General features: G+C 69.7%; 29 protein-coding genes. 23 read left to right on the top strand and 6 right to left on the bottom strand.

All coding sequences use genetic code 11. The features are described 5' to 3' along the window. Positions 1–34 precede the first annotated feature (34 nt). Both NLX83_RS03285 and NLX83_RS03280 read left to right on the top strand, forming a co-directional pair. Positions 35–856, top strand: coding sequence for a sensor histidine kinase (locus NLX83_RS03285; protein ID WP_254233375.1), 822 nt, complete (start codon positions 35–37; stop codon positions 854–856). 32 nt (positions 857–888) lie between these two features. Next, positions 889–1,584: a response regulator transcription factor gene (locus NLX83_RS03280; protein WP_254233374.1), complete on the top strand. Its 696-nt coding sequence runs from the start codon at positions 889–891 to the stop codon at positions 1,582–1,584. 148 nt (positions 1,585–1,732) lie between these two features. Here NLX83_RS03280 and NLX83_RS03275 read toward each other — a convergent pair whose 3' ends face one another. Next, positions 1,733–2,134 (bottom strand): hypothetical protein, encoded by a 402-nt coding sequence (locus NLX83_RS03275; protein ID WP_254233373.1) that lies wholly within the window; start codon positions 2,132–2,134, stop codon positions 1,733–1,735. A gap of 207 nt (positions 2,135–2,341) precedes the next feature. Between NLX83_RS03275 and rpmE the strand changes: the two genes are divergently transcribed. From rpmE to atpD, 15 genes are all read left to right on the top strand, one after another. After that, complete coding sequence (rpmE, locus tag NLX83_RS03270; protein WP_254233372.1) at positions 2,342–2,557, top strand: 50S ribosomal protein L31; 216 nt, start codon at positions 2,342–2,344, stop codon at positions 2,555–2,557. A 105-nt stretch (positions 2,558–2,662) separates the two neighbouring features. Then, positions 2,663–3,739 carry a peptide chain release factor 1 gene (gene prfA, locus NLX83_RS03265; RefSeq protein WP_254233371.1) on the top strand — a complete coding sequence of 359 codons (1,077 nt, stop codon included), beginning with the start codon at positions 2,663–2,665 and terminating at the stop codon, positions 3,737–3,739. Between the two features lie 52 nt (positions 3,740–3,791). After that, positions 3,792–4,628 (top strand): peptide chain release factor N(5)-glutamine methyltransferase, encoded by an 837-nt coding sequence (gene prmC, locus NLX83_RS03260; RefSeq protein ID WP_254236061.1) that lies wholly within the window; start codon positions 3,792–3,794, stop codon positions 4,626–4,628. A 74-nt stretch (positions 4,629–4,702) separates the two neighbouring features. Continuing rightward, complete coding sequence (locus tag NLX83_RS03255; RefSeq protein ID WP_374118641.1) at positions 4,703–5,383, top strand: L-threonylcarbamoyladenylate synthase; 681 nt, start codon at positions 4,703–4,705, stop codon at positions 5,381–5,383. Positions 5,384–5,428: 45 nt separating this feature from the next. Next, positions 5,429–6,709, top strand: a complete 1,281-nt coding sequence (gene glyA / locus NLX83_RS03250; protein WP_254233370.1) for a serine hydroxymethyltransferase — start codon at positions 5,429–5,431, stop codon at positions 6,707–6,709. Between the two features lie 9 nt (positions 6,710–6,718). Beyond that, entirely contained in the window at positions 6,719–7,882 is a 1,164-nt protein-coding gene (locus NLX83_RS03245; protein WP_254233369.1) for a glycosyltransferase family 4 protein, read from the top strand. Positions 7,883–7,925: 43 nt separating this feature from the next. After that, the gene (locus tag NLX83_RS03240) at positions 7,926–8,387 is read left to right on the top strand and encodes a hypothetical protein (protein ID WP_254233368.1); all 462 of its coding nucleotides are present in this window, start codon (positions 7,926–7,928) and stop codon (positions 8,385–8,387) included. A 48-nt stretch (positions 8,388–8,435) separates the two neighbouring features. Further along, complete coding sequence (locus NLX83_RS03235; RefSeq protein WP_254233367.1) at positions 8,436–8,645, top strand: hypothetical protein; 210 nt, start codon at positions 8,436–8,438, stop codon at positions 8,643–8,645. Positions 8,646–8,681: 36 nt separating this feature from the next. Then, on the top strand, positions 8,682–9,476 hold the full coding sequence (gene atpB, locus NLX83_RS03230) for a F0F1 ATP synthase subunit A (RefSeq protein WP_254233366.1): 795 nt from the start codon (positions 8,682–8,684) through the stop codon (positions 9,474–9,476). A gap of 68 nt (positions 9,477–9,544) precedes the next feature. Beyond that, complete coding sequence (gene atpE, locus NLX83_RS03225; RefSeq protein ID WP_030428925.1) at positions 9,545–9,772, top strand: ATP synthase F0 subunit C; 228 nt, start codon at positions 9,545–9,547, stop codon at positions 9,770–9,772. A gap of 37 nt (positions 9,773–9,809) precedes the next feature. After that, entirely contained in the window at positions 9,810–10,352 is a 543-nt protein-coding gene (locus NLX83_RS03220) for a F0F1 ATP synthase subunit B (protein WP_254233365.1), read from the top strand. An 8-nt stretch (positions 10,353–10,360) separates the two neighbouring features. Next, complete coding sequence (locus NLX83_RS03215; protein WP_254233364.1) at positions 10,361–11,188, top strand: F0F1 ATP synthase subunit delta; 828 nt, start codon at positions 10,361–10,363, stop codon at positions 11,186–11,188. A gap of 97 nt (positions 11,189–11,285) precedes the next feature. Beyond that, positions 11,286–12,932: a F0F1 ATP synthase subunit alpha gene (atpA, locus tag NLX83_RS03210; protein ID WP_254233363.1), complete on the top strand. Its 1,647-nt coding sequence runs from the start codon at positions 11,286–11,288 to the stop codon at positions 12,930–12,932. 11 nt (positions 12,933–12,943) lie between these two features. Next, positions 12,944–13,864, top strand: a complete 921-nt coding sequence (locus NLX83_RS03205) for a F0F1 ATP synthase subunit gamma (RefSeq protein WP_254233362.1) — start codon at positions 12,944–12,946, stop codon at positions 13,862–13,864. After that, positions 13,857–15,287, top strand: a complete 1,431-nt coding sequence (atpD, locus tag NLX83_RS03200) for a F0F1 ATP synthase subunit beta (protein ID WP_374118637.1) — start codon at positions 13,857–13,859, stop codon at positions 15,285–15,287. Before NLX83_RS03205 ends, atpD begins: the two co-directional genes overlap by 8 nt. Positions 15,288–15,350: 63 nt before the next feature. Here atpD and NLX83_RS03195 read toward each other — a convergent pair whose 3' ends face one another. Both NLX83_RS03195 and NLX83_RS03190 read right to left on the bottom strand, forming a co-directional pair. Next, positions 15,351–16,724, bottom strand: coding sequence for a hypothetical protein (locus NLX83_RS03195; RefSeq protein WP_254233360.1), 1,374 nt, complete (start codon positions 16,722–16,724; stop codon positions 15,351–15,353). Next, positions 16,721–17,236, bottom strand: coding sequence for a SigE family RNA polymerase sigma factor (locus NLX83_RS03190; RefSeq protein ID WP_254233359.1), 516 nt, complete (start codon positions 17,234–17,236; stop codon positions 16,721–16,723). Before NLX83_RS03190 ends, NLX83_RS03195 begins: the two co-directional genes overlap by 4 nt. A 113-nt stretch (positions 17,237–17,349) precedes the next feature. Between NLX83_RS03190 and NLX83_RS03185 the strand changes: the two genes are divergently transcribed. Together NLX83_RS03185 and NLX83_RS03180 are read left to right on the top strand one after the other, a co-directional pair. Then, on the top strand, positions 17,350–17,715 hold the full coding sequence (locus NLX83_RS03185) for a F0F1 ATP synthase subunit epsilon (RefSeq protein ID WP_254233358.1): 366 nt from the start codon (positions 17,350–17,352) through the stop codon (positions 17,713–17,715). Positions 17,716–17,743: 28 nt separating this feature from the next. Continuing rightward, positions 17,744–18,172, top strand: coding sequence for a DUF2550 domain-containing protein (locus NLX83_RS03180; protein ID WP_254233357.1), 429 nt, complete (start codon positions 17,744–17,746; stop codon positions 18,170–18,172). A gap of 204 nt (positions 18,173–18,376) precedes the next feature. On the opposite strand, the gene NLX83_RS03175 is transcribed toward NLX83_RS03180, so the two are convergent. From NLX83_RS03175 to NLX83_RS03165, 3 genes are all read right to left on the bottom strand, one after another. Beyond that, complete coding sequence (locus tag NLX83_RS03175) at positions 18,377–19,231, bottom strand: helix-turn-helix domain-containing protein (RefSeq protein ID WP_308209320.1); 855 nt, start codon at positions 19,229–19,231, stop codon at positions 18,377–18,379. 80 nt (positions 19,232–19,311) lie between these two features. After that, positions 19,312–19,590 (bottom strand): hypothetical protein, encoded by a 279-nt coding sequence (locus NLX83_RS03170; RefSeq protein ID WP_254233355.1) that lies wholly within the window; start codon positions 19,588–19,590, stop codon positions 19,312–19,314. Positions 19,591–19,700: 110 nt separating this feature from the next. Next, positions 19,701–20,279, bottom strand: a complete 579-nt coding sequence (locus NLX83_RS03165; RefSeq protein ID WP_254233354.1) for a cob(I)yrinic acid a,c-diamide adenosyltransferase — start codon at positions 20,277–20,279, stop codon at positions 19,701–19,703. A gap of 56 nt (positions 20,280–20,335) precedes the next feature. Here NLX83_RS03165 and murA point away from each other — a divergent pair, with 56 nt between their 5' ends. The 4 genes from murA to NLX83_RS03145 all read left to right on the top strand — a co-directional run bounded on the left by murA (position 20,336) and on the right by NLX83_RS03145 (position 24,897). Continuing rightward, positions 20,336–21,613 carry a UDP-N-acetylglucosamine 1-carboxyvinyltransferase gene (gene murA / locus NLX83_RS03160; RefSeq protein WP_254233353.1) on the top strand — a complete coding sequence of 426 codons (1,278 nt, stop codon included), beginning with the start codon at positions 20,336–20,338 and terminating at the stop codon, positions 21,611–21,613. Between the two features lie 6 nt (positions 21,614–21,619). Next, entirely contained in the window at positions 21,620–22,363 is a 744-nt protein-coding gene (locus tag NLX83_RS03155; protein ID WP_254233352.1) for a type 1 glutamine amidotransferase domain-containing protein, read from the top strand. A 133-nt stretch (positions 22,364–22,496) separates the two neighbouring features. After that, positions 22,497–22,736: a DUF4352 domain-containing protein gene (locus NLX83_RS03150; protein ID WP_254233351.1), complete on the top strand. Its 240-nt coding sequence runs from the start codon at positions 22,497–22,499 to the stop codon at positions 22,734–22,736. A 178-nt stretch (positions 22,737–22,914) separates the two neighbouring features. Then, complete coding sequence (locus NLX83_RS03145; RefSeq protein ID WP_254236059.1) at positions 22,915–24,897, top strand: protein meaA; 1,983 nt, start codon at positions 22,915–22,917, stop codon at positions 24,895–24,897. Positions 24,898–24,983: the final 86 nt, after the last annotated feature.

The raw sequence follows: 24,983 nt of genomic DNA, 5'->3' as shown, positions 1-24,983 counted from the left end.
GATCACGGGGCTCTCGATGGGGAGGCGACGGCGCGTGCGAGCGCGATTGCACGGGGATCGGCGCCGACTCGTTTTCGGTGCTGCCACGGCGTTTCCGGCCGCGGGGGTTGCCGCGGGAGTGCTGGCGGGCTCCGCGCCGATCGCCTGGCTGTCGTTGACCGTCACCGCGTTCCTACTGGGAATTGTTGCGCGGCAACGACTTTTCCGGTCTATTGAGCGGCGTCACGCTGAGGAGCTGCGCGAACAACGGCTCCAGATCGCGGCCGACCTGCACGACGTGATGGGTCATCACCTGGGCGCGATCAGCGTGCGGACCTCTCTGCTCGATGATCTCGCGGCGGGGCGGGAGCCGGAGATTTCCCTTGCCGCCAACGGGATTCGGGACAGCAGCCGGGCGGCGGTGACCGACCTGGGCGCGCTCGTGGCGAGGTTGCGCGGAGAACCCGGTGCGCCCGAGCCCGGCATCGACGGCGTTCCCGAACTGGTCCGCTTCGCCGAGGCCGCGGGCAACGAGGTCGAGCTGCGGTTGGGCGACCTGCCGGAGGACGTGCCGCCGGAGATCTACTGGGTGCTGCGCGAGGCGCTGACCAACGTGGTCAAGCACTCCTCGCCCACCAGGGTGCGGGTGCGGCTGGAGGTCGTCGGCGGGGAGTTGGTGGCGGGCGTCGGCAACGAGCGGTGCCGCGTCGACCGGCCGCGCCCGTTCCCGGGTTCCGGGTTCGGCGTGCGGGGTATGCGGGAACGCGTGCGCAGGCTCGGCGGCAGGCTGGCGGCCGGGCGGGTGACCGGTGGCGGTTACCAGGTGCTGGCCGCTGTGCCGGTGGACAGACCTGGGGTGTTGGACCGGACCGCGTAGTTCGACCGCGGATCGTCGATGGGTGGATTCAGGTGACTGGGGTGTTCGGATCGTCCGATCCGATTCGGGTGCTGCTCGCCGACGACGACGTCGTCGTGCGCACCGGGCTGGCCGCGTTACTCGCGCGGCGCCCGCCGATCGAGGTCGTCGGCGAGGCCGCCGACGGGCTCTCCGCGTTGGGCGCCGCGCTCAGCCTGCGACCGCACGTGCTGGTGATGGACGTGCGGATGCCCGTGATGGACGGGATCACCGCGACGCGGCGGCTGCTCTCCGACTGGACCACACCGGAGCCGCGGCCGCGGGTGCTGATGCTGAGCACCTTCGACTCCGACGAGTACGTGCACTCCGCGCTGCGGGCGGGGGCGAGCGGCTTCCTGCGCAAGGACGCCTCGCCCGACGAGATCGCGCAGGCGGTCCGGGTGGTCGCGGCGGGCGACGGCATGCTCAGCCCGAGCGTGACCGGCAGGCTCATCCAGCAGACGGTGCGGCGGCTGGTCGAGCCGGAGGAGTCGGACCTGGCCGGGACGGAGCTGCTGACCAGGCGGGACGTGGAGGTGGTCCGGCTGGTCGCCTCCGGGCTGTCCAACGCGGGCATCGCCGCCGAGCTGGGCCTGAGCGAGCCCTCGGTGAAGAACCGGGTCACCAAGGTGCTGGCCAAGCTCGGCCTGGACAACCGGGTCCAGCTGGCGATCTTCGCCATCAAGGTCGGCCTGGCCAAGCTCTCCTGAGGTGTCTTCAAGTACCCCCGACCCCCGTCCCAGCGATCGCAAACCGCCCCCAACCCGACCGGGGCGCCGGGGTTGGGGGCGGTTTGCGATGGTTCCGGATGGGGTTGGGGGGTCTTGAAGACGGGGGAACCTCGGTGCGGTGCTCAGCTCACGTGCCGACGGCGAGCTGGTCGTCCTCCTCCTGGCACTGCCGCTCGCGGCGCTGGACGCGGTGCAGGCCCACCGCGAGCACCGCGGTCGCCAGCACGCCCGTGGCGGTGGCGGGCACGGCCGGGATGAGCGTCCCGTGCAGGAATACCCCGCCGACGAGCAGCGTTGCCGCCCATGGCCAGCGCACCCAGTGCCGCTGCCAGGGCGCGCGCCAGCGGACCTCGCCGCTGGTGGCGACCGCGAGCGCGGCGGCCGCGCCGAAGTGCGCGCTGGTCAGCTCCACCGGGGCGCCGCTGACCAGGAACAACGCCCCGTTCAGGCCCGCGACCATGCCGACGAACAGCAGCGGCAACCCCAGCCACCCGGCCAGGGAAAGACGACGTCCCGCTGTGCACACCACGTGTCCAGTCTGCTGCCGAACGTGAGGAAGGGAAGACGTTCGCGTTCGAGGCTCGGCGGGTGGTCGGCGGGGGCCGCCGAACGGTTGAATCTTGGGCAATTGCCGACGTCCGGGGAGCGTCTGGCACACTGGTAGGTCGAAGTCTGGCTCCGGTTCACCCCGCGCGCTGCGGGGACCCGGCGGCCGTCGAGAGAAGAGGACACACAGGTGAAGAGCAACATCCACCCGGACTACGTGGTCACCAACGTGACCTGCGGCTGCGGCAACAGCTTCACGACGCACAGCACCAAGCAGTCCGGTGCGATCCACGTCGAGGTCTGCTCCAACTGCCACCCGTTCTACACGGGCAAGCAGAAGATCCTGGACACCGGCGGCCGCGTGGCCCGCTTCGAGGCGCGGTACGGCAAGCGCGCCGGGAAGTAGCCCCACACGCTCAAGCGCCCGCCCGGAGCTGATCCGGGCGGGCGCTTCGCGTGTCTGCCAGGGCACTTGTCACACTTGGCACCACCCCCGACCTCCGGAGCACCCGTGACTCGATCAGTTGCCGAATCCGTCGACGCGTTGCTCGCCGAGCACGCCGAGCTGGAGGGCCAGCTGGCCGACCCCGACGTGCACGCCGACCCGGTCGCCGCGCGCAGGCTGGGCCGCCGCTACGCCGAGCTGGCCCCGATCGCCCAGACCGTCAAGGAGCTGGACGGCCTGCGCTCCGACCTGACCGCGGCCACGGAGCTGGCCAAGGAGGACTCCTCCTTCGCCGAGGAGGCCGAGGAGCTGGCCAGGCGCATCCCGGTGCTGGAGGCCAAGCTCACCGAGCTGCTGCTGCCCCGGGACCCGCACGACTCGGCCGACGTGGTCATGGAGATCAAGTCCGGGGAGGGCGGCGAGGAGTCGGCGCTGTTCGCGGGCGACCTGCTGCGGATGTACCTGCGCTACGCCGAGCGCCAGGGCTGGCGCACCGAGCTGCTCGACGAGGTCCGGTCCGACCTCAACGGCCACAAGGACGCCACGGTGGCGATCAAGGGCCGCGGCGAGGGGCCGGACGGCGTGTGGGCGAGGCTGAAGTTCGAGGGCGGCGTGCACCGCGTGCAGCGGGTCCCGGTGACCGAGTCGCAGGGCCGCATCCACACCTCGGCCGCGGGCGTGCTGATCTACCCGGAGGCCGAGGACGTCGAGGTCGAGATCGACGAGAAGGACCTGCGCGTGGACGTGTTCCGGTCCTCGGGCAAGGGCGGCCAGAGCGTCAACACCACCGACTCCGCCGTCCGGATCACCCACCTGCCGACCGGCGTGGTGGTCTCCTGCCAGAACGAGCGCTCGCAGCTGCAGAACAAGGCGCGCGCCATGCAGGTGCTGCGCTCCCGGTTGCAGGCGATCGCCGAGGAGGAGGCCGCGCGCACCGCCTCGGACGCCCGGCGCAGCCAGATCCGCACGGTGGACCGCTCCGAGCGGATCCGCACCTACAACTTCCCGGAGAACCGGATTTCCGACCACCGGGTGAACTACAAGTCCTACAACCTCGACCAGGTGCTCGACGGCGAGCTGGACGGCGTGCTCAACGCGCTGGCCGAGGCGGACCGGGCGGAGCGGCTCGGCCAGCAGGGGTGATCATGAAGCGGTGCCCAGCGTGAACAACCGACAGCCCCTGCGCCTCGCCGTCATGGACGCCGAGCGCATCCTGGCCACCGCCGGTGTGGCCAGCCCCCGGGTGGACGCCGAACTGCTCGCGGCCCACGTGCTCGGCGTGGAGCGCGGGCGGCTCCCGCTGATCCCGCTGGTCGACCCGGCCGCGATCGAACAGCTGCACCAGCTCGTCCGCCGCCGCGCCACCCGCGAACCCCTCCAGCACATCCTCGGCTCGGCGGTGATGGGCCGCGTTCCCCTCGACGTGGGGCCCGGCGTGTTCGTGCCCCGTCCGGAGACCGAACTCCTGCTGGAGTGGGGCCTTCGCCTGCTGGCCGATGTCCGCGAGCCGGTCGTGGTGGACCTCTGCACCGGTTCGGGCGCCCTCGCCCTCGGCTTCGCCCACGAGCGCCCCGACGCGGTCGTGCACGCGGTCGAACTGGACCAGCGGGCGCTGGCCTGGGCGCGGCACAACGCCGACGCCCGCGCGCACAACGGTGACACCCCGATCCGCCTGCACTCCGGCGATGTCACCGCCCCGAGCCTGTTGTCGCAGCTCGACGGCACTGTTCACCTGGTGCTGTGCAACCCGCCCTACGTCCCCGAGGGCACCCGCGTCCCGCCCGAGGTCGCCGACTACGACCCGCCCCACGCGGTCTTCGCCGCGGACCAGGGCCTCGCGGTCATCCGGCACGTGGTGCGCGCCGCCGCCCGTCTCCTCCGTCCCGGCGGCGGCGTCGCGATCGAGCACGACGACACCCACGGCATGGCCGTCCCCAATCTGCTCAGCACCCGCACGGTCCTCACCGCGGTGACCCCGCACGCCGACCTCGCCGGCCGCCCCCGCTTCACCACCGCACTCCGCACCTCGTGACCTGAACGGGTCATTGGGGGTGTGGGGTGGGCACGCCCGATCGTGCGGTGTGGGCGCGGGGCTATGGTGCTGGGGTGAGCATGGTGTACGCGTGTAGCGCAGCGGGTGGGACGGCTGCGAGCGAGGATGACGCGGCGCAGCGCGAGGCCGGTCTGGCCGCTGCCGCCGGGGCCGTTCGGAGCGGGCAGCTGGTGGTGCTGCCGACCGACACCGTCTACGGCCTGGGGTGCGACGCCTTCGACTCCGCGGCGGTGCAGAGCCTGTTGGACGCCAAGGGGCGCGGGCGGGACATGCCGCTGCCGGTCCTGGTCGGCTCGTGGTCCACTGTGGACGGACTGGTGCTTTCCGTTCCGCACCAGGCGCGCCTGCTGATCGAGGCGTTCTGGCCGGGCGGGCTGTCCATCGTGCTGCCGCACGCCCCCTCGTTGAACTGGGACCTGGGCGACACCAGGGGAACCGTGATGGTCCGGATGCCGTTGCACCCGGTCGCGATCGACCTGCTGCGCGAGGTCGGCCCGATGGCCGTCTCCAGCGCCAACCGCTCAGGTCACCCGCCCGCGACTACCGCGATCGGGGCACAGGAGCAACTCGGCGACTCCGTGACCGTCTATCTGGATGGAGGGCCGTCCGGAGACCCCGTCGCCTCCACCATCGTGGACCTCACCGGTCCACACCCGTTGGTGCTGCGTGAAGGTGCCATCAGCCTCGCCGATGTGGCCGAGGTCGTGGGCACCGAGGTCGAATTGGCGCGGTAGCGTACGAAACGCGATTCGCGCCGCCCTACGACAGGAGCAACCGCAGTGACAACGCCGTTCTGGGGCCCCGACTTCTCCGCCCTGCAGTCCACCGACCCGGAGATCGCCGACGTCGTTCTCGGTGAGCTGGACCGGCTGCGCGGCGGGCTCCAACTCATCGCGAGCGAGAACCTCACCAGTCCCGCCGTGCTCGCCGCGATCGGTTCGACGCTGTCCAACAAGTACGCCGAGGGCTACCCCGGCCGCCGCTACTACGGCGGTTGCGAGGAGGTCGACAAGGCCGAGGAGATCGGCATCGCCCGCGCCAAGGAGCTCTTCGGCGCCGAGCACGCCAACCTCCAGCCGCACTCCGGCGCCAGCGCCAACCTCGCCGTGTACGCGGCGTTCTGCAAGCCGGGCGACACCGTGCTCGCCATGGACCTCAAGCAGGGCGGCCACCTCACCCACGGCTCCAAGGTCAGCTTCTCCGGCAAGTGGTTCAACCCGGTGCCCTACGGGGTCGACAAGGACACCGAGCTGATCGACTACGACCAGGTGCGCGAGCTCGCGCTGGAGCACCGGCCGAAGATGATCGTCGCGGGTGCCACCGCGTACCCGAGGCTGTTCGACTTCGCCGCGTTCCGCGAGATCGCCGACGAGGTGGGCGCGATCCTGTGGGTCGACGCCGCGCACTTCATCGGCCTGGTGGCGGGCAAGGCGATCCCGTCGCCGGTGCCCTACGCCGACGTCGTCTCGTTCACCACCCACAAGGTGCTGCGCGGCCCGCGCGGCGGAATGATCGTCTCCCGCGCCGAGCACGCCAAGGCGCTGGACAAGGCGGTCTTCCCGTTCAGCCAGGGCGGCCCGCTGATGCACAACGTGGCCGCGAAGGCGGTCGCGCTGAAGGAAGCCTCCTCCCCGGAGTACCAGTCCTACGCCGCGCGGGTCGTCGCGAACGCCGTCGCGCTGGCCAAGGGCCTGGAGTCCGAGGGGATGCGGCCGGTCTCCGGTGGCACCGACACCCACCTCGCCCTGATCGACCTGCGCCCGGTGGGCGTGACCGGGGCTGAGGCGGAGGCCCGCACCGGGGCCGCCAAGATCACTTTGAACAAGAACGCGATTCCGTACGACCCAGCCCCGCCGATGACCGCGTCCGGTATCCGGATCGGTTCTCCGGCAGTCACCACGCAGGGGATGACCGAGACGGACATGGCCGAGATCGCACGCCTGATCGGCCGTGCCGTCCGCGCCGAACGCGGTACCGGGAGCGGGGATGCCGAACTGGCCTCCGTCGCCGGTGCCGTCGCCGACCTGGTCGCCGCGAACCCTGCCTATCCGCGAGGTTAATAGTCCACCGTGGGCCCAACGCCTGCCTTCACTTCCGCTGGTCTGCCGGTGAGAGAATTCTTTCTCGTCCTGTTGGTCTCCGCTGCGGTGACCTTCCTGCTCACCGGCCTGGTGCGGCAACTCGCCTTCCGGGTCGGTGCCGTCGCCTACCCCCGAAAACGGGACGTGCACGCCCAGCCCAAACCGAGGATGGGCGGCGTCGCGATGTTCGGCGGCGTGCTCTCCGGCATGTTCCTCGCGCTGCACCTGCCCGTGCTGCGCAACTCCTTCACGATCTCCTCCGAGGTCATCGGCGTCGCCATCGCCGGTGCGGTGATCGTGGTGGTCGGGGCGCTCGACGACCGCTTCGAGCTGGACTCGCTGACCAAGCTGGCCGGCCAGGTGACCTCGGCCGGCCTGCTGGTCCTCTTCGGTGTCCAGTGGTACCTGTTCTGGGTGCCGTGGGGCGGATCGGCGGAGAGCAAGGGGCAGCTGATCATCCTCGACATGGACCAGGGCGCGCTGTTCACGGTGCTGCTCGCGGTCACCATGATCAACGCGTTGAACATGGTCGACGGGCTCGACGGCCTCGCCGCGGGCATCGGGATGATCGCCGCGCTGGCCACCTGCGCCTTCACCATGGTGCTGATCGCGGGCAAGGGCGGCAACGCCAACGCCTACCCGGCCGCGCTGATGGCGGCCACCCTGGCGGGTTCGTGCATCGGGTTCCTGCCGCACAACTTCCAACCCTCGCGCATCTTCATGGGCGACTCGGGGTCGATGCTGATCGGGCTGGTGCTGGCCGCGGCCAGCACCTCGGCCTCCGGCCAGCTCAACTTCGCCAGCTACGGCGGCAAGAGCACGCTCGCGCTGCTCTCGCCGCTGCTGGTGGTGGCCGCGGTGCTGTTCGTGCCGCTGCTGGACCTGGTGATGGCGGTGCTGCGGCGGACGAGGGCGGGCCGAAGTCCGTTCGCCCCGGACAAGATGCACCTGCACCACCGGCTGCTGGAGATCGGCCACTCGCAGCGCCGCGCCGTGCTGCTGATCTACCTGTGGGCCTCGGTGCTGGCCTTCGGCGCGGTGTCGCTGACGGTCTTCGACGTGGGCACGGTGATCTGGGTGGTCGGGGTCGGCCTGCTGCTGGCGCTGCTCGCCTCGGCCGTCCCCAGGCTGCGCGAGTCACGCCGTTCCTGACCCCCTGCGGTGATCGTCCGGGCACGTCAGGGACAATTCGGACGTGAACCCGCTGAAGCAGACGGTCGTGGCCAACCCGAGCGACGTCCTGCGCAGGGCCCTCGTCCAGTCCGCCGTCATGCTCGGCGCCCTCGTCGTGGTCGCCGTCGCGGTGGCGTGGCCGGTCGCGGGTACGCCCGGCCTGTGGGGCGCCGTGCTCGGCGCGGGCATCGCCGGGGTCTTCCTGCTCATCACCACCATCGCCGTCCTGGCCACGATGAAGGCGAGCCCGGCCGCCACGTTGGGGGCGGTCATGGGCTCCTGGTTGGTGAAGATGGTCGCGATCTTCGTGGTGCTGCTCGCGCTGCGACCCCTGGATTTCTACTCAAAACCGACACTCTTCATCGTGACGGCGCTCTCGATCGTGGTAGTGCTTGTCACAGAGTCACTCGCTGTGATCAAGTCCAAGGCTCCGTACGTCGAGCCGGCCCCTCGCACCCCGTCTGGCCAGCAGATTGAAGATTGACCCCCGGTTCACAAGCTCGGTCCAAACGGTTGGTAAGGTGCTGCTGGGATGAGCGACAAGACGGACAAAGACACCCAATCGGGTAAGGCGGATGTCTGGGCGCTCATCAGCACGCTGATCGCTGGTCCAGCTCTCTGGGGCGGCATCGGGTACCTCATCGACACAGCGGTCGGTGGCCGGGTCTTCGTCATCCTCGGCCTGCTGATCGGTGCCGTCATGAGCTTCTACATCGTCTACGTACGCCACGGCCGGAGCTGAACGGTGACGGCCGCCATAGCAGGGAGACCGCGCTCGATGTTGGTGCTGGCCTCGCAAGACAGCGGGTACCACCCGCCCTCGATCGCCGAGTTCTTCCCCCCGGCACTGCTGTTCGAGGGCACTCCGTTCCAGATCGACCGGATCATGCTGATCCGCGTCCTGATGACGGTGCTGCTCGTCGGCTTCTTCCTGATCGCCCTGCGCAGGCCGAAGATCGTGCCGCGCGGCGTGCAGAACCTGGCCGAGATGGGGCTGGACTTCGTCCGGGTCTCCATCGCCGAGGAGATCCTCGGCAAGGTCAACGGCAAGCGGTTCCTGCCGCTGCTGACCACGATCTTCTTCATGGTCTGGGCGCTGAACCTCTCCGGGGTCATCCCGTTCCTGAACATGCCGAGCACCGCGAAGATCGGTGTTCCGCTGGTGCTGGCGCTGCTGACCTACGTCGTCTTCAACTACGCGGGCATCAAGGCGCAGGGCTTCGGTCCGTACATGAAGTCCAACCTGTTCCCGCCCGGCATCCCGAAGCCGCTCTACCTGCTGGTGACGCCGATCGAGTTCGTCTCGACCTTCCTGGTGCGGCCGTTCACCCTCACCGTGCGCCTGCTGGCGAACATGATCGCCGGGCACATGACGCTGGTGCTCTTCTTCGGAGCCGCGTGGTTCCTGCTCTTCCAGGCCGGAAGTCTGCTGCTCGCCCCGGTCGGCGTGCTGTCCTTCGGTGCCGGATTCATTTTCACCCTGTTCGAGCTGCTGGTTCAGGTCCTCCAGGCGTACGTGTTCACGATGCTGACCGCCGTCTACATCGACGGCGCGCTGCACGCGGAGCACTGAGAACAGGGATCGGTACGACCCCGTCCGTGCTCAATCGGCGCGGGGCCAACCTGAAAGGGAACGACAGAATGAACCTCGCAGAGGTTATGGGCAACGTCGCCAGCATCGGTTACGGCCTCGCGGCCATCGGCCCCGGCATCGGCGTCGGCATCGTCTCCGGCAAGACCGTCGAGGCCATGGCCCGCCAGCCCGAGCTGTCCGGTCAGCTGCGCACCACCATGATCCTGGGTATCGCGTTCACCGAGGCCCTGGGTCTGCTGGGTCTGGTCGCGGGCATCATGTTCGGCGGTCTCTGATCCGCAAGGGTCCTCTAGCTAAGGATTCGGTGACACCGTGACGACCACAGTGCTAGCCGCCGCCGCGCAGAATCCCCTGATTCCCGCGGTGTACGACATCGTTTGGTCCGCGGTCTGCTTGGCGATCATCGGCTTCGTCTTCTGGAAGAAGGTGCTTCCGACCTTCCAGAAGGTGCTGGCCGATCGCACCGAGAAGATCGAGGGCGGCATCGCCAAGGCGGAGCAGGCCCAGGCGCAGGCGCAGCAGGCCCTGGCTGAGTACCAGGCCCAGCTGGCCGACGCCCGTGCCGAGGCCGCCCGGATCCGGGACGACGCCCGTGCCGAGGCGGAGAAGATCAAGGAAGAGCTCTACGCCAAGGCGCAGGCCGAGGCCGCTCGCATCATCGCGCAGGGCAACAACCAGCTCGCCGCCCAGCGCGCCCAGATCGTCGCCGAACTGCGCGGGGACCTGGGGCGGATGGCCGTCGACCTGGCCGGTCGCGTCGTCGGGGAGTCCCTGGAGGACGAGGCCCGCAGGCACGGCACGGTGGACCGCTTCCTCGACGAGCTGGACGCCGTCTCGGCGCCGGCTGGTAAGTGAGCCAAGGCATGAGTGCGATGCACGCCGCCAGCCGCGAGGCGCTCGCCAGCGCGGAAGCGCGGTTGCAGGAGATCACCAGCGGGGTGGACGGTGACGGCCTCGGCAAGCTCGCCGACGAGCTGTTCGCCGTCACCACCCTGCTGAACAAGGAGATCGGCCTTCGCCGGGCCATCGCCGACGCGTCGAGCGACCCCTCGGGGCGCGAGTCGCTGGTGCGCGGCCTGCTGGCGGGCAAGGTGGGCGAGCGGGCGATCGACCTGCTCGCCACCGTGGTCACCGCGAGGTGGTCCAGCCCCCGGGAGCTGGTCGACGGCATCGAGCTGCTCACCCGCACCGTCTCCCTGGTGCGCGCCGAGCAGGACGGCAGGCTGGACGCGGTGGAGGACGAGCTGTTCCGGCTCGGCCGCATCATCGCCGCCCAGCCCGACCTGGACCGGCTGCTCTCCGACCCGGCCCGCGAGTCAGCGGGCAAGGTCGAGCTGCTGCGCTCGCTGACCGCGGGCAAGGTGGAGCCGGTCACCCAGACCCTCGCCGAGCAGCTGGTCGCCGAGCCCCGTGGACTCGGGGTGGTGGCCGGTCTCGAACAGCTGGCTGGCCTTGCGGCCAAGCGGCGGGAGCGGTCGGTCGCCTACGTGCGGTCGGTCATCCCGCTCAGCGAGGCGCAGCAGGACCGGCTGTCCGCTCTGCTGCAGCGTGTCTACTCGCGGCCGATCGCCCTGCACATCGAGGTCGACGCGGCACTGCGAGGCGGCATGGTGATCCGCGTCGGCGACGAGGTCATCGACGGAAGTGCGGCTGGCCGCTTGGAGGCCCTCCGCCGCGAGCTCGCTGGATAACAACGACGCCCACGGCAGTACTCGTCCGCCCCAGGACGGGTGCGGGCCCCTCAACGACGACCACACTGGTCGAGAACGAACCGAGAGCAGGAACGACATGGCGGAGCTGACGATCTCGTCGGACGAGATCCGCAGTGCGATCGAGAACTACGTCTCCAGCTACTCCCCGGAGGTCAACCGGGAAGAGGTCGGAACCGTCACCGTGACCGGTGACGGCATCGCCTATGTCGAGGGCCTGCCCTCGGCGATGGCCAACGAGCTGCTGGAGTTCCCCGGCGGCGTCCTGGGCGTCGCGCTGAGCCTTGATGTGCGTGAGATCGGTGTTGCCATCCTCGGCAACTACGAGTCGATCGAAGAGGGCCAGGAGGTCAAGCGGACCGGACAGGTGCTGTCCGTCCCGGTCGGCGACGCCTACCTCGGCCGCGTGGTCAACCCGCTCGGCCACCCGGTGGACGGCCTCGGCGAGATCGTCGCCGACGACCGCCGCGCCCTGGAGCTGCAGGCCGCGACCGTGGTCCAGCGGCAGTCCGTCAAGGAGCCGCTGCAGACCGGCATCAAGGCGATCGACTCGCAGACCCCGATCGGCCGCGGCCAGCGCCAGCTGATCATCGGTGACCGCAAGACCGGCAAGACCGCGGTCTGCGTGGACACCATCCTGAACCAGAAGGCCAACTGGGAGACCGGCGACCCGGACCAGCAGGTTCGGTGCATCTACGTCGCGGTCGGCCAGAAGGGCTCCACCATCGCCGCGGTGAAGAAGGCGCTGGAGGACCGCGGTGCGATGGAGTACACCACCATCATCGCCGCCCCCGCCTCCGACTCCGCGGGCTTCAAGTGGCTGGCCCCCTACACCGGTTCGGCCATCGGCCAGCACTGGATGTACCAGGGCAAGCACGTCCTGATCGTCTTCGACGACCTGACGAAGCAGGCCGAGGCCTACCGCGCGATCTCGCTGCTGCTGCGCCGCCCGCCGGGGCGCGAGGCCTACCCGGGCGACGTCTTCTACTTGCACTCGCGTCTGCTGGAGCGCTGCGCCAAGCTCTCCGACGACCTGGGCGCCGGTTCGATGACGGGCCTCCCGATCATCGAGACCAAGGCCAACGACGTGTCGGCCTACATCCCGACCAACGTCATCTCCATCACCGACGGCCAGTGCTTCCTGGAGTCGGACCTGTTCAACCAGGGCGTCCGCCCGGCGGTCAACGTCGGTATCTCGGTCTCCCGCGTCGGTGGCTCCGCGCAGGTCAAGGCCATGCGCAAGGTCGCGGGCTCGCTGCGGCTGGACCTGTCCCAGTACCGCGAGCTCGAGGCCTTCTCGGCCCTGGCCTCGGACCTGGACGCGGCGTCCAAGGCGCAGCTGGAGCGCGGTGCCCGCCTGGTCGAGCTGCTCAAGCAGTCCCAGTACGCGCCGTTCCCGGTCGAGGAGCAGGTCGTCTCGATCTACGCCGGTACCCGCGGCCACCTCGACTCGGTGCCGGTCGGCGACGTCCGCCGCTTCGAGTCGGAGCTGCTGGACTGGGTCCGCCGCAACCACGAGGGCGTGCTCGCCGAGATCCGCGACACCAAGGACCTCTCGGACGAGAACTCCGAGCGGGTCGGCGAGCTGATCGAGACCTTCAAGAAGCAGTTCACCGCCTCCGACGGGACCCAGGTCGTCACCGACCCGGCCGCGGACGCGATCGACGACTCCAAGCTGGGCCAGGAGTCCGTCAAGGTGAACCGTCCGGCTCCGGCCAAGAAGTGACGTGGTGACGCATGGCTGCTGAACTTCGCGTCCTCAAGCAGAGGGTCAAGTCCACCCAGGCGATCAAGAAGATCACGCGGGCCATGGAGCTCATCGCCACCTCGCGGATCGGCAAGGCGCAGGCCAGGGTCGCGGCATCGCGGCCCTACACCGAGGAGATCACCAAGGTGCTCTCCTCGCTGGCGACGGCCTCCACGCTGAGCCACCCGCTGCTGGTGGCGCACGAGAACCCCACGCGGGCCGCCGTCCTGGTCGTGACCAGTGACAAGGGCATGTGCGGTGGTTACAACTCCAGCGTGATCAAGGCGGCCGAGGAGCTCCAGACCCGGCTGCGCCAGGAGGGCAAGGAGCCCTCGCTCTACGTCATCGGGCGCACGGGGGCGGGCTACTACCGCTTCCGCCAGCGCGAGGTCGTCGACTCGTGGATCGGCTTCACCCAGAAGCCGACCTACACCGACATCGTCGCCGCGGGTGACGCGCTGGTCGAGGGCTTCCTCGCCGACACCGACGCCGACACCGAGTCCGGTGCGGTCGCCTTCGACGAGGTGCACGTCGTCTACACCGAGTTCAAGTCGATGATGACCCAGCAGCCGATCGCCAAGCGCGTGGTGCCGCTGGAGGTCGAGTTCGCCGGTGAGGGCGAGAACACCGTCCTGCCCGGCTACGACTTCGAGCCCGACCCGGAGACGCTGCTCGACGCGCTGCTGCCGAAGTACATCAAGACGCGGCTGTACGCGGCGGTGCTGGAGGCGGCGGCCTCCGAGCTGGCCAACCGGCAGCGCGCCATGAAGGCGGCCACCGACAACGCCAGCGAGATGATCCGCGCCCTCACCCGAGAGGCGAACCAGGCTCGCCAGGCCAAGATCACCCAGGAGATCAGCGAGATCGTCGGTGGCGCCGACGCACTGGCTACCGCAGGAAGTGATGAGTGAGATGACGACAGCTACTGCTGCCGGTATCGGCCGTGTGGTCCGGGTCAACGGCCCGGTCGTGGACGTCGAGTTCCCCCGCGACTCCGTGCCGGACCTGTTCAACGCCCTCAAGGTCGAGATCACCCACGAGGCGATGGCCAAGACCGTGACCCTGGAGGTCGCCAAGCACCTCGGCGACAACCTGGTCCGGACGATCTCCATGCAGCCGCAGGACGGCCTGGTCCGTGGTGCCGAGGTCACCGACACCGGCAAGCCGATCTCGGTGCCGGTCGGTGACCTGGTCAAGGGCCACGTGTTCAACGCGCTCGGCGAGTGCATGGACCAGCCCGGCTACGGCGCGGACGCCGAGCACTGGGGCATCCACCGCAAGCCGCCGGCCTTCGACCAGCTCGAGCCGCGGACCGAGGTGCTGGAGACCGGCCTCAAGGTCGTCGACCTGCTGACCCCGTACGTCAAGGGCGGCAAGATCGGTCTGTTCGGTGGTGCCGGTGTCGGCAAGACGGTGCTCATCCAGGAGATGATCACCCGTATCGCCAGGAACTTCGGTGGTACCTCGGTCTTCGCCGGTGTCGGTGAGCGCACCCGTGAGGGCAACGACCTCATCGCGGAGCTGACCGAGTCCAACGTCATGAAGGACACCGCGCTGGTGTTCGGTCAGATGGACGAGCCGCCGGGCACCCGTATGCGGGTCGCGCTGTCCGCGCTGACCATGGCGGAGTACTTCCGCGACGTCCAGAACCAGGACGTGCTGCTGTTCATCGACAACATCTTCCGGTTCACCCAGGCCGGTTCCGAGGTCTCCACCCTGCTGGGCCGGATGCCGTCGGCCGTGGGTTACCAGCCGACGCTGGCCGACGAGATGGGTGAGCTGCAGGAGCGGATCACCTCGACCAAGGGCCGCTCGATCACCTCGATGCAGGCGATCTACGTGCCCGCGGACGACTACACCGACCCGGCGCCCGCCACCACCTTCGCCCACCTGGACGCCACCACCGAGCTCTCCCGTGGCGTGTTCTCCAAGGGCATCTTCCCGGCGGTGGACCCGCTGGCCTCCAGCTCGACGATCCTGCACCCCACGATCGTCGGCGACGAGCACTACCGCGTCGCCCAGGAGGTCATCCGGATCCTGCAGAAGTACAAGGACCTGCAGGACATCATCGCCATCCTCGGTATGGACGAGCTGTCCGAAGAGGACAAGGTGCTGGTCCAGCGCGCTCGCCGGATCGAGCGGTTCCTGTCGCAGAACATGTACGCGGCGGAGCAGTTCACCGGCCAGCCCGGCTCCAACGTGCCGGTCAAGGAGACCGTGGAGGCGTTCGACCGCCTCTCCAAGGGCGACTTCGACCACATGCCGGAGCAGGCGTTCTACATGTGCGGTGGCATCGACGACCTCGAGGCCAACTACAAGAAGCTCACCAAGTGAGCCTCGGCTGAGACGCCGAAAGGGCCGGGCTCCCGTTGGGGGCCCGGCCCTTTCGCGTCGGTGTCAGGTCAGCGGGATGGTCTTGACGACGGGATCGGAACCGAGCGCCGCCGGCCTCGACAGCTGGACCTCGGTCGCGGCGTCGGGCAGAAGCGCGGCGTCGCCGCCGAGGGGGACCCAGGGCTGGTTGCCGACCCGGTACCGCATCACGGCACCCTGGCTGGCCACGATCCAGCCCTGCCGGTCCGGCAGGCGCATCAGCACGTGCCCGGCCTTCTGGTCGGTCCTGCCGCCGTAGACCACGGTCTGCTGGACCTTCTCCCCGCGGACGAGCTTCTCCTGGGACTGCTTGTCACCGGGGAGGAGCACCGCGTAGAGGTGCGAGCTGGAGTCCGCGAACCGCTCGGTGACCCCCACGGTCCGTCCGTCCGGCAGCGCGGCGAAGACCGACCAGTTGGCGCTGATCTCGAAGGTGGGGCTGAACGGATCGGTCATCCCCGCGTGCCTCAACGCGTTCCGGAGCAGCTGGCGGCGGCCCGCGTCGTCGGGGATGTGGATGCCTCCGAGGGCGCCCCGCAACCGCGGCCAGTCCTGCTGCGGCCATGGCGTGTAGTGGAGCGCCGCCTGGGAGATGTACAGCGGGTGCTTCGTGACCCGGCCCTGGCTGTCGGGCAGTTCCGGGGTGACGACGAAGTCGCGCTCCACGTAGGCGCCCGCCTCCATGCGGTGCAGGGCGACGCCGTCCCGGAACGACAACGCCTGGACGCGCCTGGTCATCGTGCCGTCCCGGCCGACGTCGATCTTCTCGGACACGCCGCGGGCGCCGCTCGCCTCGGTGGCGAGGAGGGTGCCGGACTTCGGCCCGAACGCGAAGACCTCCTGGCCGCGGTCGCCTGCCGTGTACAGGACGTGCACCGCACCGTCGTCCGGCCTGGTGCCGACGAGCGCGAGCCAGGTGGAGGTCCCGGGTTCGATCCGGCAGTTGCCGGACGTGGCCCTGGTCGGCTGGAGCACCAGGGCCGCCGGTCCCGCCGGGGTGTTGCCCGCCCAGTGCACGTGGGCGGGTTTGGTGAACTCCCAGCAGTCCTTCGCGTCGTAGGCCGCCAGGTTGTTGCTGGCCATGCCCTCGGCCCGCCACGTGCTGAGGACCTTGTCCAGGAACGCCGTGTCCTTCGCGAGGTCGCCGCGGGTCGGCTCGCCCATGCGCGGGTCGGCCGGGACGGTGGAGTCCGGCCCGGCCAGCCACGCCGGCGTGCTCGCGGCCAGGCCGCCCACCAGGACGGTGACGACGGCCGCGGTGGTGGCCATGCCCGCGCGGCGGCGGAACCGCCTGCGGCGGCTGCCGAGGAGCACGCGGTCGGTGAACTCCGGCGAAGTGTCCACATCGGACACCGCGTGCCGCAGTGATCTTTCGAGCAGGTCGTTGTCCGGGTTCATCGCCGCTCCTCAAGGAGTTCAGACGCGTCAGGGGAGATCAGTTCGCGCAGTCGCGCGAGCCCTCGGGAGGTCTGGCTCTTCACCGTGCCCTTGCCGCAGCCCAGCGCGACGGCGGTCTGCTCCTCGGTGTAGTCCTCGAAGAAGCGCAGCACGATCACCGTGCGCATCTTCGGCGGCAGGGCGGCGAGGGCGCGGACCAGCTCGGCCCGTGCGATCACGCCGTCCTCGTGACCAGGCTCACTCGGCCCGAGCACGTCGTCGAGCGGGGCCTCGGCGACCCGCCGGGACCGCGTCCGCCACCGGTTCGCGGCGGCGTTGGCCAGCGCCTTGCGGGCGTAGGGCTCTGGCGGGCCCGCTATTCGGCGCCAGCGGCAGAACATCCGCTCCAGCACGTCCTGGAGCAGGTCCTCCGCCGCGCCGCGGTCACCCGCGCACAGCAGGAACGAGGTCCTGAGCAGCACGGGGGACCGCATGCGAACGAACTCCGCGAACGTCTCGTCGGTGCTTGTCATACAACCCTCGGGGTGGATCGTCGGGTGGTCACCTGTGGTCACACCGGTCGGGTGGAAATGGTTGCCGCGCGACCGTCTAGACTGACCCGGACGAGCGTGTGAAGGAGATGCCAGTGGCTGAGATGTCCGTCCAGCTGGTCGCCGTTGAGCGCCGCCTGTGGTCCGGTACCGGCACCATGGTGGTGGCCCAGACGACCGAGGGCGAGATCGGCATCCTGCCCGGTCACGAGCCCATGCTTGGCCAGCTGACCGAGGGTGGCGTCGTGCGGATCACCACCACCGACGGTGACGTCGTGACGGCCGCGGTGCACGGTGGCTTCCTGTCCGTGACCGGCGACGGGGTGAGCGTGCTCGCCGAGGGCGCCGAGCTCGCGCACGAGATCGACGTGGAGCGCGCGCGTGCGCGGATCGACGCCGAGGACACCGACGCGAGGGCCCGGGCGGCAGCCCGCCTGAAGGCCGCGGGACAGTCGGCCTGACGCGCGGCTGAGCGGGTAGGGCCGGGCCATGGGCATCGTCGAGATCCTTCTACTGGTCCTGCTGCTTGCCGCGACCACGGTCGTGCTGGTGATCTGGCGTCGGCTGCGCCTGCTCCGCCAGGGCGGTATCGACGTGGCCGTGCGCTACGGCACCGACAAGGGCGGGCGCTGGCACATCGGCGTCGGCCGCTACCGGGGCGACGAGTTCACCTGGTTCCGCGCGCTCGGCCTGCGCTCGGGCCCGGACCAGGTCTTCAACCGCGTCGACCTGGAGATCGACTCCCGGCGCGAGCCCACCGGCCCGGAGACCTACATGGTCCCCTCCGGCTCGACGGTGCTGTGCTGCCAGAGCGCCGCGGGTGACTTCGAGCTCGCCATGCCGCCCGGCGCGCTGACCGGGTTCCTGTCCTGGCTGGAGTCCACTCCGCCGGGACGTTCCGTTCCCTGGGCCTCCTGACGCCTTCAAGATCAGCAATTTGTACACTCGGGCGACTGTGAAATGTACAGCGAAGGCCCTGTTCGTGCTGGTGAGCGACGGTTCTCAGAGTCGTCTCACGGACGCCCGACCCGGCCGAGCCGACCGGCTGCGAGTTCGGCCGCGGTGTAGTCACCCGCACGGCCCGCTCTGTGCGGACTCGGGGTTTGGCGGCGGGTGGAGCGTTCACAGGGTGATGTCGTCCTCGGGGCCCGTTGCCGCCTTGGTGGGTGCCACGTCCCTGTGCCGTGCCACCAGCGCGTGCACCGGCTTCTCCTTCAACCGCTGCCCGGTCTCGAAGTCGAGGAGGCCGATCACGTTGAGCTGGTAGATGAGTGCTGCCCTCGACACGCCGAAGTGCTCCATGAGGGCCACGACGGCTCGCTCGCTGATCGTCCAGCAGGTGGTGCGCCAGTTCGTGCGCCAGGGTGAACCGCAGGTGACCGTCCGGAAAGTCGCTGCTGGCGAGGATGAGCCTGTGGACACAGATGCCGTCGGCCTCCTCGCCGAGCGGGGACAGCGCCACGTCGACGGCGAAGTGCTGTTCGACCAGGGCGGCGAGGTCGCCGAGGGCGTCGCTGCCGAGATCCAGTTCTCGCCGGGTGAGTTCGGCCAGCCGGGCCCCCTGGACTGCGCGGTCGCCCTGGCGGTGGGGCGGGCGGAGAACTCCGAGCGGGCTTGCCGCAGGACGGCCTCGCCCGTGGCGCTCGGCCGGGCATCGGGCATCCCGGTGATCTGGCGGAGGAGGTCGTCGATCCCCAGCAGGTGCCGCGCTCGCCGCCGCGCCGCGCGGGTCGCCTCCGGGCCGGTGCCGACGGCGAGGCGGGCCGCCACCGCCAGTCCGGAGCGCTCCGGCTGGCCGACCAGGTGGCGCGCGGTCACGCCGAGTGCGGCGGCGATACCGGGAAGTTCACCGACGTCGAGTCGCCGCTTGCCCGATTCGATCTTGGAGATCTGGTCCTTGCGGAGGCCGATGGCCGCGCCGAGCTCTGATCCGGACATGCCCGCTCGTCGGCGGGCCTCGGCGACCCTCGCGCCGATCTCGGCGGCGGAGGAGTCGGTGCCGCAATACCGCTGTATCCGCGCTGTGGCAATTGTCGTGAAAGGACGGTCTGCGCGCCTCAGGGAGTGGACTTCGCCGCGCGGAGTTCCTTGTAGAGGCGGGCGAAATGCGGCTGTTGCGCGCGGTTGAACGCCAGTTGGTGGCGGCTGCCGTCGTGCATGGTGAGGCTGAGCCTGCCGCCGCGCAGTACCCCGGCACCCTTCAGGGAAAGTCTGGAGATGTCGGTGATGAACAGCGACAACCGGCTGGTGCCGAGTTCCTCCTTGGCCGCGGAGGTGGTGGGTTCCACGACGAGCAGCCGGCCGTCGAAGTCGACCGAAATGCCTGTACCGTCCACCACGTTCACTCCCTCGCTAGCGTTTTCGTGTGTCGCTGCGAGGGTAGGCGAAATCTCATTTGGAAATGTGCACTATGAACGCGCCGGTGTTCGTGTAAATGCCCAAGTGTTCAGCGGTCGCCGCCGGGCTTCCAGAGAATGTCGCCGTCCGGGTTGGCCACCCTGGACAGGATGAACAGCAGGTCGGAGAGGCGGTTGAGGTACTTGGCCGCGAGCGGGTTGGACCGCTCGGCCTCGGCCGGGTCCTCCAGCAGCGCCCACGCGTTGCGCTCGGCGCGGCGGGCGACGGTGCGCGCCTGGTGCAGCAGGGCCGCGGCGGGGGTGCCACCGGGCAGGATGAACGACTCCAGCTTGCCGACCCGCTCGTTGAACTCGTCGCACCAGCCTTCGAGGCGCTCCACGTAGCCCTCGGTGACCCGCAGCGGCGGGTACGGCGGGTCGGGGACGATCGGCGTGCACAGGTCCGCGCCCACGTCGAAGAGATCGTTCTGGACGGCCTGGAGGACCTCGGCCACGTCGGCGGCGGGGCGGCCGAGCGCGAGGGCGACGCCGATGACCGAGTTCAGCTCGTCCACGTCCGCGTACGCGGCGATCCTCGTGCTGGTTTTCGGGACCCGGGAGCCGTCCCCGAGCGCGGTGGTGCCCTTGTCGCCGACACGGGTGTAGACGCGGTTGATCCGGACAGACATGGCAGCGACCCTACGGGTCACGAGCCGATTTAGCTTGACCCATACGATGACTAGTCGTGAGTGAGCATTTCCGGGTCCAGGGCGGCGCACGCCTCGTCGGCGAGGTCTCTGTCGTCGGCGCGAAGAACAGTGTCCTGAAGCTGATGGCGGCGGCACTGCTCGCCGAAGGCACCACGACGCTGACCAACTGCCCCGAGATCCTGGACGTCCCGCTGATGGCGGACGTGCTGCGAGGTCTGGGCTGCGCGGTCGACATCGACCACGACAAGGTCACCATCGTCTCGCCCCCGAAGCCGAACCACCGCGCCGACTTCGCGTCGATGAGCAAGCTGCGCGCCTCGGTCTGCGTGCTGGGCCCGCTGGTCGCGCGCTGCCGCAAGGCGGTCGTCGCGCTCCCCGGCGGTGACGCCATCGGCTCGCGTCCGCTGGACATGCACCAGAACGGGCTGCGTCAGCTCGGCGCGACCACGGGGATCGAGCACGGGTGCGTCGTCGCGGAGGCGGAGAACCTGCACGGCGCGCAGATCTGGCTGGACTTCCCGAGCGTTGGCGCGACCGAGAACATCCTGATGGCGGCCGTGCTCGCGGACGGGACCACGGTCATCGACAACGCCGCGCGCGAGCCGGAGATCATCGACATCTGCGTGATGCTCCAGCAGATGGGCGCGAAGATCGAGGGCGCCGGCACCTCGACGCTGACCGTGCACGGCGTGCAGTCCCTCCAGCCGACCGAGCACCGGGTGATCGGTGACCGCATCGTCGGCGCGACCTGGGCGCTGGCCGCCGCCATGACGCGCGGCGACATCACGGTGCTCGGCGTCGACCCGGGCCACCTCAACCTGGTGCTGGAGAAGCTGCGCAGCGCGGGTGCGGAGGTCACCACGGTGACCGAGCCGCAGCAGGGCTTCCGCGTGGTGATGGACGGGCGGCCCAAGGCGGTGGACTTCGTCACGCTGCCCTACCCCGGTTTCGCCACCGACAACCAGCCGTTCGCGGTGGCGCTCGCCGCGGTCGCCGAGGGCACCTCGATGATCACGGAGAACGTGTTCGAGGCCCGGTTCCGCTTCGTCGAGGAGATGATGCGGATGGGCGCGGACGCGCGCACGGACGGCCACCACTGCGTGGTCCGCGGCATCGAGAAGCTCTCCGGCGCCCCGGTGTGGGCCTCCGACATCCGCGCGGGCGCTGGCCTGGTGCTCGCGGGCCTGTGCGCCGAGGGCGTCACGGAGGTGTGGGACGTCTTCCACATCGACCGCGGCTACCCGCAGTTCATCGAGAACCTGCAGCGGCTCGGCGCCGACGTGCAGCGGGTCTCCGCGCCGCCGGAGCGCTGACCGGCGATGGCCAGGGTGCTGCTGCCGTTGCCGGACACGGACTTCGACGTGACCGAGGTGGCGGTGCCCTGGCACGTGCTGACGTCGGCCGGGCACGAGGTCGTCTTCGCCACCGAGCGCGCCGGGACGGTCCCCTCGGCTGATCGGCGGCTGCTGGACGGAGTGATCTTCGGTGCCCTCGGGGCGGAGCCGGAGCCCAAGCGGCTCTACCGCGAGCTGACGGAGAGCCGCGAGTTCCGCGAGACGGTCGCGTGGGCTGATCTCGTGCCCGCCGACTACGACGGCCTCGTGCTGGCGGGTGGGCACGCGCCGGGCATGCGGCAGTACCTCGGGTCTTCGTTGCTGCACAAGAAGATCGCCGAGTTCTGGGGGCTCGGTCGGCCGGTCGGTGCGATCTGCCACGGCGTGCTCGTGCTGGCCCGTGCGATCGATCCCGCCACCGGCCGGAGCGTGCTGCACGGCAGGCGCACCACCTGCCTGCCGAAGTACATGGAGCGCACCGCGTACTTCCTCACCGCGTGGAAGCTCGGCCGCTACTACCGCACGTACCCGGCCTACGTGGAGGACGAGGTGCGGGCCGCGCTCGCGGAGCCGGAGCACTTCGTCCGCGGCCCCAAGACCCTGACTGCGCGCGGCACCGCGACCGACGACGCGGCGGCCTTCGTCGTCGACGACGGCCGATACGTCTCAGCGCGCTGGCCCGGTGACGCGTACCTGTTCGCGAGGCGCGTTCGCGAGATCCTTGAGTGAGAAGTACGCGCTGCGTTCGTCTCGTCTGGTCTGCCCTCCCAGGATCTGCGGCGGTAGAAATCGAAGCCGTTCCGTAGAAGGTGCGTCATGCGTCGTCGGGTCGTGGTCTCCGCAGTGGTGGTGGGTGTGCTGGTTGGTCTCACCGGTGAACCCGCTCTACGTGGAGATCAAGACGCCGGACGGCAAGAAGATCAGCTCCGGCGACGGCAACGCCACGGCCGCCCCCGCCGATCCGCGGCTGGAGTCCGGGAACCTCAAGCCGAACCAGAAGCGGACCGGCAAGGTCCCCTTCGACGTCAAGCTCCAGCCGGGCACCAAGGCGGTGGTGCTCAACGCGGGCAGCAAGATCGCGGGCGAGATCGACCTCGCGTGAGCGCGTTCCTTGATCGGACATGAACCCCTCGCTGAACCGGTTCTGTTCACTCCTGTGAGTAATCGCACGTAGATCACTGGTTACTCACCAGTACGCTGGGCTCGGCGAAATCCGAAGCCGCAGGCGGAGGTGGACAGTGCCGTACCCGTCCGACCGTGAACGCGATCGCCCCTGGGTGATGCGGACCTACGCCGGTCACTCCTCGGCGACCGCGTCGAACGCGCTCTACCGCCGCAACCTGGCCAAGGGGCAGACCGGCCTGTCGGTGGCGTTCGACCTGCCGACGCAGACCGGCTACGACCCCGACCACGAGCTCTCCCGCGGCGAGGTCGGCAAGGTCGGCGTCCCGGTGAGCCACATCGGCGACATGCGCCAGCTCTTCGACGGCATCCCGCTCGCCGAGGCCAACACCTCGATGACGATCAACGCCACCGCGATGTGGCTGCTCGCCCTCTACGTCGGCGTCGCCGAGGAGCAGGCCGAGGCCGAGGGCCTTGACCGCGACGAGATGCTGGCCGAGCTCGCGGGCACCACGCAGAACGACATCATCAAGGAATACCTGTCGCGGGGCACCTACGTGTTCCCGCCGGGGCCGAGCCTGCGGCTGATCACCGACATGGTGGCGTGGGCGGTGCAGCACGTGCCGAAGTGGAACCCGATCAACATCTGCAGCTACCACCTGCAGGAGGTCGGCGCGTCCCCGGTGCAGGAGGTCGCCTACGCCATGTGCACGGCGATCTCGGTGCTCGACGCGGTGCGCGATTCCGGCCAGCTGCCGGACGACCGCTTCGGCGAGGTGGTCGGGCGGATCTCCTTCTTCGTGAACGCGGGTGTGCGCTTCATCGAGGAGATGTGCAAGATGCGCGCGTTCGGCGTGCTGTGGGAGGAGATCACCCGCGACCGCTACGGCATCGAGAACCCGAAGCAGCGGCGCTTCCGGTACGGCGTGCAGGTGAACTCCCTCGGCCTGACCGAGCAGCAGCCGGAGAACAACGTCCAGCGGATCGTGCTGGAGATGCTCGCGGTCTCCTTGTCCCGCAACGCCCGCGCCCGCGCGATCCAGTTGCCCGCGTGGAACGAGGCGCTCGGTCTGCCGCGCCCGTGGGACCAGCAGTGGGCGCTGCGGATGCAACAGGTGCTCGCGTACGAGACGGATCTCCTTGAGTACGAAGACCTTTTCGACGGGTCGCCGGTGGTCCAGGCCAAGGTCGACGAGATCGTGGACGGCGCGCGCGCCGAGATCGACCGCGTGCAGGCGATGGGCGGGGCGGTCGCGGCGGTGGAGAGCGGCTACATGAAGTCGCAGATGGTCTCCTCGCTGGCCGAGCGCCGCCGCCGGGTGGAGTCCGGTGAGGACGTCGTCGTCGGGCTGAACAAGTTCGACACCACCGAGCCGAGTCCGTTGCAGGCCGAGGGCGCCAAGGCGATCGAGACGATCGACCCGGAGGTGGAGCGCGAGGCGAGCGAGGCCGTGCGCGCGTGGCGCTCCGGGCGTGATTCGTCCACTGTGGACGGAGCGGTGCGCGGGCTGCGCGAGGCGGCCAAGACCGGAACGAACCTCATGTCGGCCACCATTTCCTGCGCCAAGGCCGGGGTGACCACGGGCGAGTGGGCGACGGCGCTGCGCGAGGTCTTCGGCGAGTACCGCGCGCCGACCGGGGTTTCCGGGGCGTCCGCGGCCGGAGTCGCCGGTGCCGCGCTGGCCGGGGTTCGGGAGCGGGTGGCCAAGGCGGGCGAGGACCTGGGCGAGCGGTTGCGCATCCTGGTCGGCAAACCTGGGCTTGACGGCCATTCCAACGGTGCGGAGCAGGTCGCCGTCCGGGCCAGGGACGTCGGCTTCGAGGTGGTCTACCAGGGCATTCGGCTCACTCCGGCGCAGATCGTGGCGGCGGCGGTACAGGAGGGCGTGCACGTCGTCGGACTGTCGGTGTTGTCCGGGTCACACCTGGAAGTCGTACCCGCGGTCGTGGAGGGTTTGAGGGCCGCCGGGGTCACCGACGTGCCCGTGGTGCTCGGCGGGATCATCCCGCCCGCCGATGCCGATGAACTGCTGAAACGCGGTGTGGCCAAGGTGTTCACGCCCAAGGACTACGAGCTCACCGAGATCATGGACGAGATCGTGACGGTCATCCGGAAAGCCCACGGCTTGACCGAATCGTGACCTTCGCATAGAACTCGCGGTTTGACCGGGGGAAAGGGGGGTACACCCGCGGCGGCGAACGCGGCTGTCCACAACGGACCCTTTGA

The sequence above is a fragment of the Allokutzneria sp. A3M-2-11 16 genome (genome assembly GCF_024213555.1).
GTDB lineage: Bacteria > Actinomycetota > Actinomycetes > Mycobacteriales > Pseudonocardiaceae > Allokutzneria.
This window is presented reverse-complemented; position numbering and strand designations above follow the sequence as displayed.

Excerpts from the sequence above, each read along its gene's own strand:
- prmC (WP_254236061.1), top strand. The coding sequence starts at position 3,792 with ATGGACGCCGAGCGCATCCTGGCCACCGCCGGTGTGGCCAGCCCCCGG.
- NLX83_RS03235 (WP_254233367.1), top strand. The coding sequence starts at position 8,436 with ATGAGCGACAAGACGGACAAAGACACCCAATCGGGTAAGGCGGATGTC.
- atpB (WP_254233366.1), top strand. The coding sequence starts at position 8,682 with ATGTTGGTGCTGGCCTCGCAAGACAGCGGGTACCACCCGCCCTCGATC.
- atpE (WP_030428925.1), top strand. The coding sequence starts at position 9,545 with ATGAACCTCGCAGAGGTTATGGGCAACGTCGCCAGCATCGGTTACGGC.
- NLX83_RS03215 (WP_254233364.1), top strand. The coding sequence starts at position 10,361 with ATGAGTGCGATGCACGCCGCCAGCCGCGAGGCGCTCGCCAGCGCGGAA.
- atpA (WP_254233363.1), top strand. The coding sequence starts at position 11,286 with ATGGCGGAGCTGACGATCTCGTCGGACGAGATCCGCAGTGCGATCGAG.
- NLX83_RS03205 (WP_254233362.1), top strand. The coding sequence starts at position 12,944 with ATGGCTGCTGAACTTCGCGTCCTCAAGCAGAGGGTCAAGTCCACCCAG.
- atpD (WP_374118637.1), top strand. The coding sequence starts at position 13,857 with ATGAGTGAGATGACGACAGCTACTGCTGCCGGTATCGGCCGTGTGGTC.
- NLX83_RS03195 (WP_254233360.1), bottom strand. The coding sequence starts at position 16,724 with ATGAACCCGGACAACGACCTGCTCGAAAGATCACTGCGGCACGCGGTG.
- NLX83_RS03190 (WP_254233359.1), bottom strand. The coding sequence starts at position 17,236 with ATGACAAGCACCGACGAGACGTTCGCGGAGTTCGTTCGCATGCGGTCC.
- NLX83_RS03180 (WP_254233357.1), top strand. The coding sequence starts at position 17,744 with ATGGGCATCGTCGAGATCCTTCTACTGGTCCTGCTGCTTGCCGCGACC.
- NLX83_RS03165 (WP_254233354.1), bottom strand. The coding sequence starts at position 20,279 with ATGTCTGTCCGGATCAACCGCGTCTACACCCGTGTCGGCGACAAGGGC.
- NLX83_RS03155 (WP_254233352.1), top strand. The coding sequence starts at position 21,620 with ATGGCCAGGGTGCTGCTGCCGTTGCCGGACACGGACTTCGACGTGACC.
- NLX83_RS03145 (WP_254236059.1), top strand. The coding sequence starts at position 22,915 with ATGCGGACCTACGCCGGTCACTCCTCGGCGACCGCGTCGAACGCGCTC.